This window comes from Haladaptatus sp. CMSO5 (assembly GCF_036689885.1).
In the GTDB taxonomy this organism is placed as follows: Archaea; Halobacteriota; Halobacteria; order Halobacteriales; family Halococcaceae; genus QDMS2.
The window spans coordinates 111,403-126,552 of the sequence record NZ_JBAHVW010000002.1; the positions used below are offsets into that span (position 1 = coordinate 111,403).

The following is a 15,150-nucleotide window of genomic DNA, read 5'->3' on the forward strand; positions in this document are numbered from 1 at the left end:
ATGTTTCTTGAAATACATTTCTATCCAGCCGATTACCGAACGTGAATTCAATAAATTTTCTGTCATGTCCGGATAGGGATGGCGTGATGCCCGCGACAAGTCTGCTCAACGAACACAGTGAGCGCCGAAATCACTATCAGGTTTGTTAACAGATGTGTTACATGGAAGATGCGGACGACGGAAACGGACAGCGGATCTCCGCCGAGGAGGCGTTCTCACTTCTCGCAAACGAGACGCGGGTCTCGACACTCGAAGCGCTCTGGAAATCCTGGGATGACGCGGTTCCCTTCTCCGAACTCAGACGCCAAGTCGGGGTTCGCGACGCTGGTCAGTTCCACTATCACCTGAGTAAGCTCTGTGACCACTTCGTGTGCAAGGGTGAAGACGGCTACAGCCTCACCCCTGCCGGGTTCAAGATTGCCCAGTCGGTCGTGGCCGGGACGGGTATCGAGATGCCGTCTGTGGAATCGACATCGACAGAACGTGCCTGCCCATGCTGTGGAAATGCAGTCAACGTCAGGTACGCTGACGGTGCCGTACGCGTCTACTGTAGCGAGTGTCCGGGGTTCTGGAGTGGGACCGACGAGTATGGGGCGATGGAACGAGGGTATCTGGGCGGGTGGGAGTTCCCCCCAGCCGGACTGCGAGACCGAACGACGGACGAACGCCTCGATGCCTCGATTGCCTACATGATTACGCGCACCGAGTCGCTCATGCTGGGCGTGTGCCCAGATTGCGGTGGGAAGGCTACAGGAGTGATGTCAGTATGTGAGACACACGACCCAGGGGATGAGGTTTGTACAGACTGTGGTCGCAACTTTCTGGGAGTGACACACTGGCGGTGTGAAACCTGTAAACTGCTGTTCGCTGCCCCCAGCTGGGCAGCGGCAGTACAACACCCACGTGTTCGGGCACTCCTTACGCGAGACAAGGCGGACTATCGCGATGACCTGTGGCGTGCCCTTCACGTGGGCTACGAACAAGCCTGGGACGAAACGATCGTATCAGAGAACCCACTCAGGGTTCGTATCACAATCCCCTCCGAGGGAGATACGTGCGAACTAGTCCTTGACGAGTCAGGGAAGGTCATAGAGGTGAGATAGTCGATTTGAATGTGGATAGCGGTAAGCGGGAGAGCACGGAGTGAATGGTTTTCCACTGGACCAGAAACTTCGGGTACCCGTACTTGAGATGGACCCTACAAAGATGATGGGGTGAATTTAGAGAAGCTATTACAGAGCCAATTCTAGACGGGTTTCAATTTTTAAGAATGCTCTATCAACAGCGTTTTTCCAGTATTGAGTATATCACAGCCAATTTTATCATTATACTACGAGATACCAACAAGTACATGTCGAGTAGGTATCCCTTTGGACAGGTCTCATCTGGGAATGAGACACTAGATAAAATGCTTGATGGGGGCTTTCCCCAAAACCGTTCGATGCTCATCACAGGTGGCCCTGGAACCGGGAAGACGACGTTGGCAATGCAGTTCCTTCAAGAGGGCCTCCGGAATGGCGACACCTGTTTATTTGTAAGTACTGAACAGAAACCCGCCGAACTTCGTGATACATTTGCCCCATTTGATTTCGATTTAGATCATGAGAATTTGACGCTCACGTCTATTCATGCTCGCCCTGGCTACACCCTCGAGGATGATGAAGAACAGTTGACTATCGAGACGCTTGAGGAAGAATCGGTATTTGGTGGTGGATTCTCGGCCCCCTTTACGAGCAAATACATTAGCAAAGTCATCGAGCTGAAGGGGCCGGCAGACAGAGTTGTCGTTGACAGTATTTCCGGCCTCCGAGCGATTAGTGACGATGATGATGTATTTCGACGGGCTGTACTCGATCTGATTCACTTATTCACAGACCGGTTTGAGGCCACATCGGTACTTGTTTCGGAGACGGATCTCACACCAGAGGGGTCGCCTTCTGAGTTGGATTCACTTGAGTATGCAGCACATGGTGTCCTGCGTCTCTGGCTTGAAGACGTGAGGAATAGTATCCATCGCTACCTCCAAGTTCGGAAGGTAAGGGGAATCAACCACGATATGAGGCCGTATGAAATCGAATTTAACCACCGTGGGGTGAACATCATTCCACGGCAGCGCTCCGTCCCGGACCCATTCATCAGGTCAGGGGAGGCTATTCCGACAGGGATTACTGGCCTGGATCGGTTGTTGGGTGGCGGATTTATTGGTGGGGAAACGGTCGTTCTTGAACATGATGGACGCGCGAATGTGAACCCACTGACGACGAAGATTGTCAAACAGATACTGGATGAAGAGGATGGAGCAATTGTCTACGTCCCAGAGGCAGGAAATCGACCTGAACAGGTACGCAACCTTTTCGCCGGACAAGTGGGTAACGTCGAATCATTACTCGAGGAGGATAAATTATTTATCATTGATATGATTAGTCCAGAGGATAGTCCACATGAAAATATCTTTGCCGTAGACCCCAATCAAGGCGGGCTTAAGTACCTCTTACAGTTGATCGACGATCGTCGGGGTGACAGATCGTTAGTGACGGTTATGAACACGGAGGCCCCTGTTCGTACGCTAGGCGAAGATATGGTGGCATCTCTTCATGAATGGCAGGAGGCCAATTTACTCAAGAAGGACAACCTCACCATTTATCAACATAATCCGCGGACAATGAGCGATGAGTTACATGAGTTCCTGGCGAACAACGCCAGACATGTACTCGAAACGTGGCTCCATGAGAACGGTCTCCAGTACATCACTCTCAAGAAATCTCCCACAGGGTATCTCGGATCCACGCTCCTTGTCGATTACATCAATGAAGATCCATTCGTTCGCATTCAATCGCCACCCGGATACCGAAACGATGACCAGTGACATCCTTGCCCGCCCTAAAGGGCGAGGGTTCCTCACTACCACAAAATAATTTGTTCAGTTCACGCCTGACGTTCGAGTTTCGATACAGATGTGACGTTCAGTGGTACGGGTCGATAGCTGGCCCATCAGGATCTGACAAGCCGTGTTTCAGAGAGAGGTCAAACCACTGGTCGTGGTTTTTCTCTGCATAGGCACTCGCCTTTCTGAAGAGTGCAGACGTATCGTACAGGTTACGAGGAGTGGCTAGTTCATCCCGTTTCAATTTCGTACAGCTGATCTGCCCAATCTCCATACCAGATGGTCAACAGAACTGTTGTTGAATGTTCGCTCTCTGCAAGAGGGAAAAGCGTGCACTCGCTGGTCAAAAAACGTCGAATGCCGCGATACGAGTCGGGCCACAGAACGGGCACTCGTCAGCTTCATCCTCGACGGTCATCCCGCAACGACTACACTCGTAGACAATTTCCTGAACGCTCTCTGAACCAAGGAGCCACAAGAGAGGACGAATCATCTCACAGCACCTCGCTGAGCGCGTCACGGTTCTTCCGGATGGTCACCGCCGTTACGCCCGACACCTCCGCCAATTCACACTGCAGCACCCGAACTCCGGTCTCTCTGCCAGCGAGTTCGAGACACGCTGCAGCCACGCCAGACGGATTACATCCGTTTCCCAAGTCCGTCGTTTGCGCCTGCTCTGTCAATTCAACTGCCCGTTGTCGAACCACTGGAGGGAGGTTGAGTGCAGAGGCAAACTGCGGGACGTACAGCCGAGGAACCCGAGGAGGAGCTGGCAACCCAAGCTCCCTGTTCAACACGCTATAGGCATGGAGCACTGTGTGCTCGTCGCATTGCGCATATCGGGCAATCTCTGAGACCGCTCGTGGGAGGTTACTGCACCGACACACCGCATACACACAACCTGCGGCAATCGATTCGAGTGACCGGCCGCGAAGCAAGTCTTGGTTCTGAGCTGTTCTGAACAGCGCACACGTCTGGTCGCGGATGCTTGTTCCGAGGTCGAGCGCGCTTATGATGCGTCGAATCTCGTAGAATTCCCGCACTTGGTTCTGCTCGCGTTTCGAGGAGCGACGAGCGCGACCGTGTTCTCGGCGTAGGCGTCTGAGTTGGCGTTGTTTTCTCCGTGAAAGGGCGCATCCTTTTCCATCGCGGTACTGGCCAATCGAAGTGGAGAGTCCGTGGTCGTGGAGAGAAGGTGTGAGTGGCTCGCCCGTCCGCTCGGGGTCCGTATTGTCCTCGGGGAACGACCGCCACTCCGGGCCAGGGTCGATGGCTTGGTCAGAAAGAATGAGTCCACAATGGTCGCACACCGTTTCGTGCGTGTTTGTGGTGATTCGCCCGTCGCATTCTGGGCAGGTGTTTGTTGGCTGTACGTCTTCGTCGAACGCTTTCGTGTAGAAGTCTCTCGTCGCCATTCGAAATCACGAGGGGCAAGTGAAGCCCCTCGCCCCTTAGGGGCAGATAAACTGGCGTGACGTACGATCTTCCAGACGGTTACGGGAGGTGAAAAATTGGATTGATGTCAGTCTCTCCCATTACCGTCACCAAAACTCCAATGGGCAAACGAATGGCTCGGTAGGCACAGGGATTGTGAAAAAGTACAAATATCGATTCAAGCAGTTCTCAATGTAATCAGTTGAAGCAGTACATAGAGAAAAATTCGTTTGTCATGTTTGATGAAGCGGATTAGCAATGAAAATCCGCGAATATTTTTCTGAAGATATACATGAGAGTGAACTCACGAATCAGTCACTCGCGTGGTATTGGTTCCCCACTCGCGTAAAGGCAAACAACAGTATCTTATTGCAGAGCGAAGAACCTGCTGTAAGGTGAAGTAGATCTGTGCGATTCTATGTGCCAGAGTGGGATGACCGTGTAGATGGAGAATACGACTTTCTCCACGACGAGCACTCGACTCACGTCGTAGAAGAGCGCACTCTGGACTATATCTGGGACATTTACGGTAAAGAATAGACGCCGATTGATGGCGTTCTCATCTCACGCGAGCAGGTGCAGGGTTCCGATGCGAAGGCCGAGCGAATCCGCGGACCCGCTCGCATGACAATCGATTAAATTCATTTACATATACGGCGGGAGCGCAATTAATACCGGCTACATAACCCCCCCCTATATTTTATTATGTGAGCGTTCTTGGTCCCCAGCACAGTAGAATGTTAACTCGTACCATGTTGATTAGAAGCACGGAACAAACCGAGGTCGCCTGATCGTGGAGTTCGAGGGCACGTTCACGACCGAGAACGCCGTCGCGGCCGCAGCCGAGCGGGGGCTCGAACGGGCCGCCGAACGCGCCGGCGCGACCGTCACAACGTGACTCGGCCGACGCACCGCCGGCCGCCGGTAACACCTGCCCTTCCCACGAGCCATCGACCATGACGGACGAACCGAGCCCGACGACGGACCGAGACGCGACGGAGTCGACCGGGTTCGACGACGTGAGCGAAGACGAGTTCCGGGCGGCGTTCGAGGCGACCGACTACGTGGCCGACGACGACATCGTGACGACGGTACTGCTGGCGCTCCGCCTCGGTCGCCCGCTGCTGGTCGAAGGCGATCCCGGCTCGGGCAAGACGGAACTCGCGAAGGTGCTCGCCGCCGGCTTCGACGCGGAGCTCATCAGGCTCCAGTGTTACGAGGGGCTGACGGCCGAGAACGCGCTGTACGAGTGGAACTACACGAAGCAGCTGCTGACAATTCAGGCCGACGAGGGCGGCGTCGATGAGAGGAACTCGGTGTTCACCGAGGAGTACTTACTCGAGCGGCCGCTCCTCCGGGCGCTCTCCGGAAGCGGCGACCGCCCGCCGGTGCTGCTCATCGACGAGGTAGACCGGGCCGACGAGGAGTTCGAAGCGCTCCTCCTCGAGGTGTTATCAGACTTTCAGGTTTCGATCCCGGAGCTCGGGACGGTGCGGGCGGAGACCCCGCCGGCCGTCGTCATCACCTCGAACCGGACGCGCACGCTCAGTGACGCACTCAAGCGACGGTGCCTGTTCCTCCACGCCAAACCGCCGAGCTTCGAGAAGGAGAAGGCGATCGTCGAGCGCAAGGTCCCGGAGTTGGACGGCGCGATCGCGGCCGAGCTGTGCGCCGTCACCCAGCGGCTCCGGCAGGAACCGCTCCGGAAGCGGCCGGGCGTCGCGGAGACGCTGGACTGGGCGCGGGCGATCGCGCACCTCCGGGTCGACGGCGGTTCGGAGCCGCTCTCGACGACGGAGATCAAACACACGATCGGCTGTCTCCTGAAAGAGGTCGACGACGTGGAGCGGATCGACGAAACGTTGCTAGAGACGCTCGCGGAGACCGCCGAGCGAGCGCAAAAGGGCGAGTAACGATGGTTCCGACCGACGGTGACGGCGTGTCCGACGCGACCGGGATCCGCGACGAGGTGCTCGAGGCGCTCGTGGCGTTCGTCCGCGGGCTCCGACGGGCCGGCGCCGATGTCTCCGCGAACGCCGGCGTCGTCGGGGCGCAGGCGCTGGTCGAAGTCGGCTTCGACGACGAGGACCGCGCCCGGGCCGCGCTCCGGGCCGCGCTCGTCACCCGCGCTGAGGACCTCGAGACGTTCGACAGGCTGTTCGGGGAGTTCTGGCGGCGGCTCTGCGCCAATCTCGACGGCGAGACGGCGGCCGAGCCGCCCGACGACGCCCTTGACGGCGCCCTCGCCCCGCTCGGCGAGACCGCCGAGGCGACCGCGGCCGAGACGCGGTCGGGAGACGACTCGCGCGACGGCGATCTGCCGCTCGTGCGGAGCGCGATCGAGCCCGGGGCGTCTGACGAGGGCGAGGCGGACGGAACGACCGCGACGTACAGCCCCGCGGGACGCCCGGAGACGGTCACCGTCGACGTGCGTGCGCTCGCGGACGACAACTTGGACGCCGCGGTCGACCGGCTCGTCGGGTCGCTCGCGTCGCTTCGGGGCCGTCGCTGGCAGCGCGCGGGGACCGGCGAACGGGTGGATCCGCGCCGTGCCCTCCGCCGGAGCGTCGCCACCGGCGGGGCGGTCGTCTCGTTGCCCGAACGAGCCCGCCGCGAGACCGCGGTGCGGGTGGTCGTCCTCGCGGACGTCTCACAGTCGGTGCTCGACGTCGTCGACCGCGGATTCTTGCTGCGGTTCCTCCGGACGCTCACGGCGCGGGTCCGCTGGAGTCGAGCCTTCTTCTTCGACAGCGACGTGCGCGACGTGACGGCGGCGTTCGACGAGCCAACGACCGCCGACGCCGTGCAGGCGCTGGAGCGGGCGGAGACGAGCTGGGGCGGCGGCACGCGGATCGGTCACGCCGTCGGAACCGTCAGGCGAGAGCACTCGGAGGCCGTCGACCGGCGGACCGTCGTGCTCGTCGTCAGCGACGGGTTGGAGATGGGCGACGTGACGGACCTGGAGCACGAAATGACGCGGCTCGCGAGCCGCGCGCGGGCCGTCCTGTGGTTCAATCCGCTCGCCGCCACCCCGGGATACGAGCCGACGCCGACGGGAATGGCGGCAGCGCTCCCGTCTGTCGACGGTCTCTTCGCGTTCGTCGACTCGGAAGACGTCAACGAGACGGCGCGGCAACTGGAACGGTACGGGGTCGGCGGCCGGATCGGTCTGGAGTTCGATCCGCGCCGAGGACGGGAAACCACCCGACGCGACACGGAGACAGAATCATGACTCAGCGATCAACGAACGACCGGATCGAACAGAACGGGAGGTACCTCGCATGACAGCCGGCGACTGGAGCGTTCTCGAGACGGAAGTGATGGACGCCCTCGCCGAGGGGCTCGACGAACGGAATGCGGTGCTGGCGACCGTCGTCGCCGAACCCGCCCACGCGTGCTCGTTCCGGACCTATGAGATGTCTCACAGTGCGTTCCCGTGCGACGCGTCCCGGCCGGGAATCGTTGACCGAACCGTGGAGCGAGCGAGAGTGGGAGTTGAGACTGACCGGAAGCTCCACCTCGGGAAGAACAAGTAGCAGGAGACGACGGTGATCTATCGCCGGAAAGAAATTCCGAGCATAACGATCACCGGCAGTACTCGGTGTTCATGACGAATCGGGGGAGCGGACACCGCACCGAGTACGGCTGTAGGTGGGAACTCAAGAGTGGCTATAAGCTGAACAAGTGATGCATGCCGCCACGACGTCGAAGAATTTCGGATTCTCGCATAGACACCCTGAAATCGTCCGCCTCATCCTCTGCCGTAACGCGACCGAACGAAGTTCCCGAATCTTTTTGATTGATAGGTCCATGGTATATGCCAACGTGGTACTGACGCCATGACGAGCCACTCCCATCGCCGACGCGACTGGGGTGGAGGAACACAGCAATGCCAGACATCACACTGACAGTAAACGAGCAACGACATGAACTGACTGTAGAGCCGCGAACGTTACTCGTGACGGCGCTGCGCGAGGAACTCGGCTACAAGGGAGCCAACGTCGGCTGCGAGACGGGCCGTTGTGGTGCCTGCACCATCCGCGAAGATGGGGACGCCATCAAGTCCTGCACGCGGTTGGCAGTGCAGGCCGACGGCGCGACCATCGAGACGGTCGAGGGCCTGGACGACGACGGCGACCTTGCCCCCATCCAGGAGCAGTTCCAGAAGCACCACGGCCTGCAGTGTGGGTACTGCACGCCGGGCATGCTGATGACCGCGGACACGTTCCTCGCGGACGCCGACGACCCGTCCCGCGAGGAGATTCGGGACGCCATCGAGGGAAACCTCTGTCGGTGTACAGGCTACCACAACATCGTTGACGCCATCGAGGCGACAGCCGCCCAACTGGGTGACCTGAAATGAGCGACGCGGAGGACACCGCCGAGCGCATCTTCGGGTCGCCGGTCGCGCGCCGCGAGGACGTCCCGCTGCTGAAAGGCGAGGGCGAATACACGGACGACATCGAACTCGAGGGAATGACTCACCTCGCTGTGCGGCGGTCGGACCATGCGCACGCCCGCATCGTCGACGTCGACACCAGCGCCGCCGAGGCGATGGACGGCGTCGTCGCCGTATTCACAGGCCAGGACGTCGAGGACAGCGGCGTCCCGAACGCCATCCCGACGGCCTGGGATTTGCCGAACCTCGTCCAACCGCAATACCGGATGCTCGCGGTCGACAAGGTGCGCCACGAGGGCGACGGCGTCGCGGCGGTCGTCGCGGAGACGCGCCACGTCGCCAGGGACGCCGTCGAGCGCATCGAGGTCGAGTACGAGAAACTCGACCACGCCACAAACCCACGCGAGGCCGTCGAGCGCGATGTGCCGGAGGTCCACGAGGCGGCCGAGAACAACGTCGGCTTCGACTTCGAACTCGGCGACGCCGACGCCGTCAACGAGGCGTTCGCGGACGCCGACCACACCGCCAGTGTCGACCTCCGCCTGCCACGCATCATTCCGAACGCGATGGAGCCGCGGGCTGCGGTCGCCGACTGGGACGCGACCACCGAGGAGATGCGAATCTGGATGACCAGCCAGAACCCCCACCTCCACCGGATGCTGATGGCGGCGGCGACGCTGGGCATCCCGGAGAACAAACTCCAGGTCATCGCACCGGAGGTCGGTGGCGGCTTCGGGAGCAAGATCTACCACTACCCGGACGAGGCCGTCACTGGGTGGGCGTCGATGCAGGTCGAGCGCCCCGTGAAGTGGCAGGCGACCCGCTCGGAGAGCTACAAGACGGACTGCCACGGCCGCGACCACGACACCACCGCCGAAATCGCCGTGGACGAAGACGGCACGGTGCGCGGGCTCCGCGTGGAGACGTACGCCGGCCTCGGCGCGCACCTCTCGCAGTTCGGCTCCGCGACGCCGTCGTACCTCTACACGACGGTACTCTCGGGCCAGTACACGATTCCGGCCATCCACAGTCGCGTCGTCGGTGCGTTCACGAACACGACCCCCGTGGACGCCTACCGCGGCGCGGGCCGCGCGGAAGGCATCTACGTGATTGAGCGTGCGATGGACGTCGCGGCGCGTGAACTCGACATGGACCCCGTCGAACTCCGGAAGCAGAACCTCGTACCGCCCGAGGACTTCCCCTACGAGTCCGCGGTAGCGCTGGTCTACGACAGCGGCGAGTACGAGCGCGGCATGGACACCGCGCTCGACCACGTCGACTACCAGGCACTCAGGGAGCGACAGGCAGAGCTCCGCGAGGAGGGCCGGTACATCGGCATCGGCGTCGCGAACTTCGTGGAGTCCGCGGGCCTGTCGCCGTCGGAGGCCGCGGGCAACCTCGGCTCGCAGGCCGGCGGCTGGGAGAGCGCAATCGTGCGCTTCGACTCCACGGGCACGGTCACGCTGTTTGTCGGAACGGCCGACCAGGGACAGGGCCACCGCACGACGTACGCCCAGATTGCCGCCGAGGAACTCGGCGTCTCGATGGACGACATCGAGGTCGTGGAGGGCGACACCGACCGCATCCCACAGGGAATGGGGACGTACGGCAGTCGGAGCGCGTCGGTCGGCGGCGGCGCCGTCGCGCGCGGCGCCCGCGAGGTCCGCGAGAAGGCGCGCCGCATCGCCGCCCACCAACTCGAGGCCAGCGTCGACGACATCGAGTTCGACGACGGCGAGTTCCACGTCGCGGGCGCGCCAGACCGATCGATGCACATCCAGGGGGTCGCCCACCAGGCGTACCTCGGCCATGACATGCCAGAGGACATGGACCCCGGGCTGGAAGTGACGAACTTCTACGACCCGGCGAACTTCACATTCCCGTTCGGGACGCACGTCGCCGTGGTGGAAGTCGACCCGGACACGGGCGAAATAGACATCCAGCAGTACGTCGGAGTCGACGACTGCGGCGAAATCATCAACCCGATGGTCGTCGAGGGGCAGGTCCACGGCGGCATCGCGCAGGGCATCGGCGCGGCGCTGTTCGAGGGCGCGTCCTACGACGACGACGGCAAGCTGGAGACGCGGCGCATGGACGAGTACGCCGTGCCGCACGCGACCCAGTTACCGGACTTCGAGACGGACAACACCGTCACGCCCAGCCCGCACAACCCCATCGGCGTGAAGGGCGTCGGCGAGTCCGCGACCATCGCCGGAACGCCGACGATGGTGGCGGCAGTGACGGACGCGCTGGAGCCGTTCGGCGTCGACCACCTCGACATGCCGGTAACTCCTGAGAAAGTCTGGCGCGCAATCGGAGGTGCGAAGTGATGTACACCGAGAACTTCGACTACTACCGCGCCGACAGCGTCGAGGACGCAATCGAACTGCTCGGCGAGCACGACGGCAGCGAACTGCTCGCGGGTGCACAGGGCATCCTGACGCGCATGAAGACCGGCGACGAGTCGCCGCCCGCACTCGTCGACATCGGGAACCTCGACGGCTTGTCCGCAATCGAGGCCAGCGACGGTGCGCTCTCGGTTGGCGCACTCGCGACGCACGCCGAGGTCGCCGACTCGAAGACCGTCGCGGACCACGCGGCCGCGCTCTTGGACGCCGCGGGCGAGGTCGGCGACCTGCAGGTGCGCAACGCCGGCACCGTCGGCGGCAACCTCGCACACGGCGACCCGCGCTCGGACCCGCCTGCGGCGGTGCTGGCGCTGGACGGCAGCCTCGTCGTCCAGGGCCCGGACGGCGAGCGCGAAATCCCCGCCACGGACCTCTTCGACGGCTCCTTCGAGACGTCCGTCGGCGAACGGGAGGTCGTGACCCGCCTCGAACTGCCCGTCGACGGTGACGCCGGGAGCGCGTACCACAAGTACCGCAACCCCCTCTCGGGATACGCGCTGGTGGGGGTTGCCGCGAGCGTGCGGCTGGACGGCGACACCGTCAGGGAGGCGCGCGTCGCCGCCACGGGTATCACCGACTGTCCATTCCGCCTGGAGGACGTCGAGGACGTCCTCGAGGACGAACCGATGGACGACGAACTGCTCACGACCGCCGGTGACGTGGCAAAGGCGGCCGTCGACGCCGATGACCTGCACTCGGACCCGCAGGCCTCGAGCGAATTCCGCGCGCACCTGCTGGGGGTGTACACCGAGCGGGTGTTGGCGGACGCCGTCGAGCGAGCGGAGTGACGGTCGGGAACGCACCGCCGGCCAGCGCGTCCCAGGTTCGCCCCGGGACGCACCGATATTTTGGTCGAGAGCCCGCGTATCGGACGGCAAGGCGTGCCGTCAACCACGTATTGGATACTGGTTGGCGAGAGAGTGCGTGGTATGAACACCACCGCGGAAGACGTCGACCTCGTCAGCGACGATCTCTGCACGTATCTCGACACCAGCGGTGCCCAGCGGACGGCCCGACTTCCCGAGTGGGAGGACTTCCAAGAACTGGCTGACGAGTACGAGGTGGCGCTATGAGGGCGCGATTCGATATCGCATACATCCGGTCGGAACTCGAGCGCATTGGCCAGCAGTTGGACAACCCACTCACTGTCTTCTTGATTGGCGGTGGGTCGATGGCGTTTCGTGGACTCAAAGAGACGACCAAAGACATCGACCTCATCGTCTCCTCCGGCGACGATCTGAGCCAGTTACAAGCGGTGCTCCTTGAACTAAGATACGATATCGTCCGGGAACCGGGCGAAGAGTACGAAGAACTCAGTGCCCAGCGCATCCTCGAGAACGATGACGGGTGTCGTATCGACATCTTCAACCAGCAGGTGATTGGCAAACTGATTCTGTCTCCAGGCATTCGTGAGCGGAGTTCCCGCGAGTGAAACGAGTGGGAGCACGGAAGACGAGCGAAGCGAGTTTTCAGGCGCGAACGCTATCTCGACCCGGGAAATCTCGTGGTCGAGCTCGTGAGTCCAGAAGACATCTTCCTGTTCAAAGCGGTTGCCGGTCGGGTGGACGATATCGAGGATATGTTCTCGCTGATGCAGACGGGCCTCGAGTTCGATGTCATCGAAGTCGTGGAACGTTGCCGTGGTTCGGTCACCTGAGACGTTCGTCTGTCGTGTTCGCGACAGCAGTGAATTCAGCACGAAGGGCATCGAGTGGATTTTCGGCGATTGGAACCAACTTGATGCCGTCGTGGATCTGGACGATGTGATAATAATCGCCGTCGCGTTCACGGATCTCTTTTGGGAGCCTCAGTCGACCACGCCCATCCAGCGTTGCATCAGACATATCTCGATATGTAGTGGGTAAGACTACGGATTTCCCCCGATATAGGGATGTACCCCGCTCCATGTCGTAGTCAATACGCACTGAGCGACGCATCCACTCGTCCTGAGATATACGACGAAATCCTCGACTGTCGCCACCCGAGCGGTGAAATCACACTCTCCGCCGCCCGAAGTAAGAGATCACAGTAGAACTCGACGTCGTACTCACTCGGACGTTCACTCGCAAGGGCAACCCGGTCAATATCCCGCAGTGAATCATCGACCACGACGTACTGGACTTTCTGACCAGGGCCACGGAGCCGCCCCAGCTTCGACGCCCGCTCCAATGCGGCCACGTTCCGCGTCGATTGTGAATATTCATCCAACGACTTCGAGACGCGATTCGTGATAACGAGGTCGGACAGCTCGACGTTCCCCGTCCTGAGTTTCTGCAACCACAACTGAAGTCGGTCACACACTACCTCGGGCGACCGGTGTGTGTCAAGCATCTCAATCAGATCTTTCTGCGCTTTTTTCACGAACGGGGGCGTACTCCGCTGGCGAACCTCAATCCCTCGGTACTTGTACTCGCCATTCTCCTTCTTCCCGAAGTACTTCGTGAGCGCTCCCGCGTTGCTCGACCGCATGGGCACGAACGAAATCCAGTCGTAGGCCGCCTCGTACTCCAAGCGAATCCCAACCTGCTCGGTGATTTCGTTCGCGAGTTCATTGAGCGGCGTCTGTTCTTCGCCCTCCACAGCGGTCACCCACAGGCTGTCCACGATGCCGTGGACGACCTTCCATCCATTCGCCTCGAACACGTCCTTCGCATCGAGGAGAATCTGCCGTGCAAAGGCGTTGATTGCTTCGTGGCACTCGATACGCCCGAATTTCGCGTTCGAAAAGCCCTGATACCCGAACGACGAGACGAGAATCCACTTGAGTGCGTTCGACCGGCCTTCGAGCACCGCTTGTCGCTCTGAGTCGTCTGTCTCTGCGAGTTCGCGCTTGTACGCATCACGGTCTGCAATGATTGGTTCGAGCACGTCCGGGAGATACCCGCGCTCGTCACAGATGCAATAGCCAAGCCCGGGCACGTCTTCGCGGCCAGCGTGACACGTACACCGAATCTTTTCGGGACTCACGTTTCGCGTCACGATGATGTTCGGATACAGCGAGGAGAAATCGAGCTCGTGTACGTTCTCGTGGAGGCCCACTTTGGGCGCGAACGTGAACCCACCACGGTCGGCTTCGTGGAGTTGGCCCATCGTTTTGAACTGCTCGTGTCGCCACGAATGCCACGGGATGAGGACGCCTCGACGACGGGCTTCCTTGATTTCGATTGCCGTCAAGATGTTCCCAATCGACGCCCACGCGAGTTCTTGGAGTGGTTTCCCCGAACGCTTCACGAGGTCGAGACAGCCAGCGAGATTCGTCTGATTCCACATGAACGTGTTACTCCGGTCGATGATGACCCGACCCGGCAGATTGTAGCGAGCAGGCGAATGCCCCACGCGACCGTAGCTCGTGTACGTCGATTTCCCCGCGAGTTGCTCGAAGCCGGGAAGCCGCCCGAGTTGGAACTCCTCGTTGCCAACCTGTCGTGCCTGCTCGTAGAGTGCGGGAACGAGTTCGCTCGTCGAGAGTAAGAACACGTCCGGGTCGTATTCGGTGAGGCGAGCAGAGAGAGCGTCCAGAATCTCTGCGGGTGTGCCTTCTACGACCTCATCATCGAGTTCGAGCGTCGTGATACGCCCCCGGTTGAGGTTTGATTCGGGTGTGGCGAGTGAAAGCACGCGAAGCTCGCGCTCAGGGAGTGGCATGATATCGTTTTCGAGGCAGTAGCGATACTCCCGCGAGAAATCCACGTTGTAGAGGCGATACGTCCCCGGCGACCCCCACGCGCTAATCGTGTGGGCGAGGGTCGTGATCGCATCGAGTGTGATGACGCCAACTTCGAGGACGGATTCGGGGTCGTGGCGAAAGCTAATCCGTTCACTCACCTCTCGGACGTGCGATACCGCGGGATGGTCACGAAGCACGGTCGCACAGTCCGAGAGAGCGCCATCCCCGTGCACTGAAACGTAGATGGTGGGCGTGAACGACTCATCGCGTTCGTACGTCGCACCCTTGTCGGTGAGCGATGGCCGAGAGTGCTGTCCCGCTCGTCTACCAGACACTTCTCCGCCCGAAGCCTGATTGG

12 protein-coding genes and 2 pseudogenes are annotated in these 15,150 nt (G+C 60.8%); 10 read left to right on the top strand and 4 right to left on the bottom strand.

The features are described from left to right. The first annotated feature begins 161 nt into the window (after positions 1 to 161). Both V5N12_RS15895 and V5N12_RS15900 read left to right on the top strand, forming a co-directional pair. Positions 162 to 1,103, top strand: a complete 942-nt coding sequence (locus tag V5N12_RS15895; protein WP_332900210.1) for a winged helix-turn-helix domain-containing protein — start codon at positions 162 to 164, stop codon at positions 1,101 to 1,103. Positions 1,104 to 1,351: 248 nt separating this feature from the next. Next, a complete protein-coding gene (locus V5N12_RS15900; RefSeq protein ID WP_332900314.1) occupies positions 1,352 to 2,866 on the top strand; it encodes an ATPase domain-containing protein in 1,515 nt (504 codons plus the stop codon). A gap of 97 nt (positions 2,867 to 2,963) precedes the next feature. Here the strand turns inward: V5N12_RS15900 and V5N12_RS15905 are convergent, their stop codons facing one another. Together V5N12_RS15905 and V5N12_RS15910 are read right to left on the bottom strand one after the other, a co-directional pair. Then, on the bottom strand, positions 2,964 to 3,158 hold the full coding sequence (locus tag V5N12_RS15905; protein WP_332900211.1) for a DUF6884 domain-containing protein: 195 nt from the start codon (positions 3,156 to 3,158) through the stop codon (positions 2,964 to 2,966). A gap of 220 nt (positions 3,159 to 3,378) precedes the next feature. After that, a complete protein-coding gene (locus V5N12_RS15910) occupies positions 3,379 to 4,299 on the bottom strand; it encodes a transcription initiation factor IIB (protein WP_332900212.1) in 921 nt (306 codons plus the stop codon). A gap of 975 nt (positions 4,300 to 5,274) precedes the next feature. Here V5N12_RS15910 and V5N12_RS15915 point away from each other — a divergent pair. The 8 genes and pseudogenes from V5N12_RS15915 to V5N12_RS15950 form a co-directional block, all read left to right on the top strand. Beyond that, a complete protein-coding gene (locus V5N12_RS15915) occupies positions 5,275 to 6,231 on the top strand; it encodes an AAA family ATPase (RefSeq protein WP_332900213.1) in 957 nt (318 codons plus the stop codon). Positions 6,232 to 6,233: 2 nt separating this feature from the next. Beyond that, positions 6,234 to 7,550 (top strand): vWA domain-containing protein, encoded by a 1,317-nt coding sequence (locus V5N12_RS15920; protein ID WP_332900214.1) that lies wholly within the window; start codon positions 6,234 to 6,236, stop codon positions 7,548 to 7,550. Between the two features lie 262 nt (positions 7,551 to 7,812). After that, positions 7,813 to 8,038 (top strand): annotated as a pseudogene (locus tag V5N12_RS15925) (transposase); the annotation flags it as partial. Between the two features lie 169 nt (positions 8,039 to 8,207). Then, complete coding sequence (locus V5N12_RS15930; protein WP_332900215.1) at positions 8,208 to 8,681, top strand: (2Fe-2S)-binding protein; 474 nt, start codon at positions 8,208 to 8,210, stop codon at positions 8,679 to 8,681. Continuing rightward, entirely contained in the window at positions 8,678 to 11,047 is a 2,370-nt protein-coding gene (locus tag V5N12_RS15935; RefSeq protein ID WP_332900216.1) for a xanthine dehydrogenase family protein molybdopterin-binding subunit, read from the top strand. Before V5N12_RS15930 ends, V5N12_RS15935 begins: the two co-directional genes overlap by 4 nt. Next, positions 11,047 to 11,913, top strand: coding sequence for an FAD binding domain-containing protein (locus V5N12_RS15940; protein ID WP_332900217.1), 867 nt, complete (start codon positions 11,047 to 11,049; stop codon positions 11,911 to 11,913). The genes V5N12_RS15935 and V5N12_RS15940 overlap by 1 nt, the downstream gene beginning before the upstream one ends. Before the next feature lie 141 nt (positions 11,914 to 12,054). Beyond that, on the top strand, positions 12,055 to 12,198 hold the full coding sequence (locus V5N12_RS15945; protein WP_332900218.1) for a hypothetical protein: 144 nt from the start codon (positions 12,055 to 12,057) through the stop codon (positions 12,196 to 12,198). After that, positions 12,195 to 12,749: pseudogene (locus tag V5N12_RS15950) on the top strand (hypothetical protein); the annotation flags it as partial. The gene V5N12_RS15945 and the pseudogene V5N12_RS15950, both read left to right, overlap by 4 nt. Before the next feature lie 25 nt (positions 12,750 to 12,774). On the opposite strand, the gene V5N12_RS15960 reads toward V5N12_RS15950, so the two are convergent. Together V5N12_RS15960 and V5N12_RS15965 are read right to left on the bottom strand one after the other, a co-directional pair. Further along, entirely contained in the window at positions 12,775 to 12,969 is a 195-nt protein-coding gene (locus V5N12_RS15960; RefSeq protein WP_332900221.1) for an AbrB/MazE/SpoVT family DNA-binding domain-containing protein, read from the bottom strand. Between the two features lie 70 nt (positions 12,970 to 13,039). Then, the gene (locus V5N12_RS15965) at positions 13,040 to 15,127 is read right to left on the bottom strand and encodes a type B DNA-directed DNA polymerase (RefSeq protein WP_332900222.1); all 2,088 of its coding nucleotides are present in this window, start codon (positions 15,125 to 15,127) and stop codon (positions 13,040 to 13,042) included. Positions 15,128 to 15,150 lie beyond the last annotated feature (23 nt).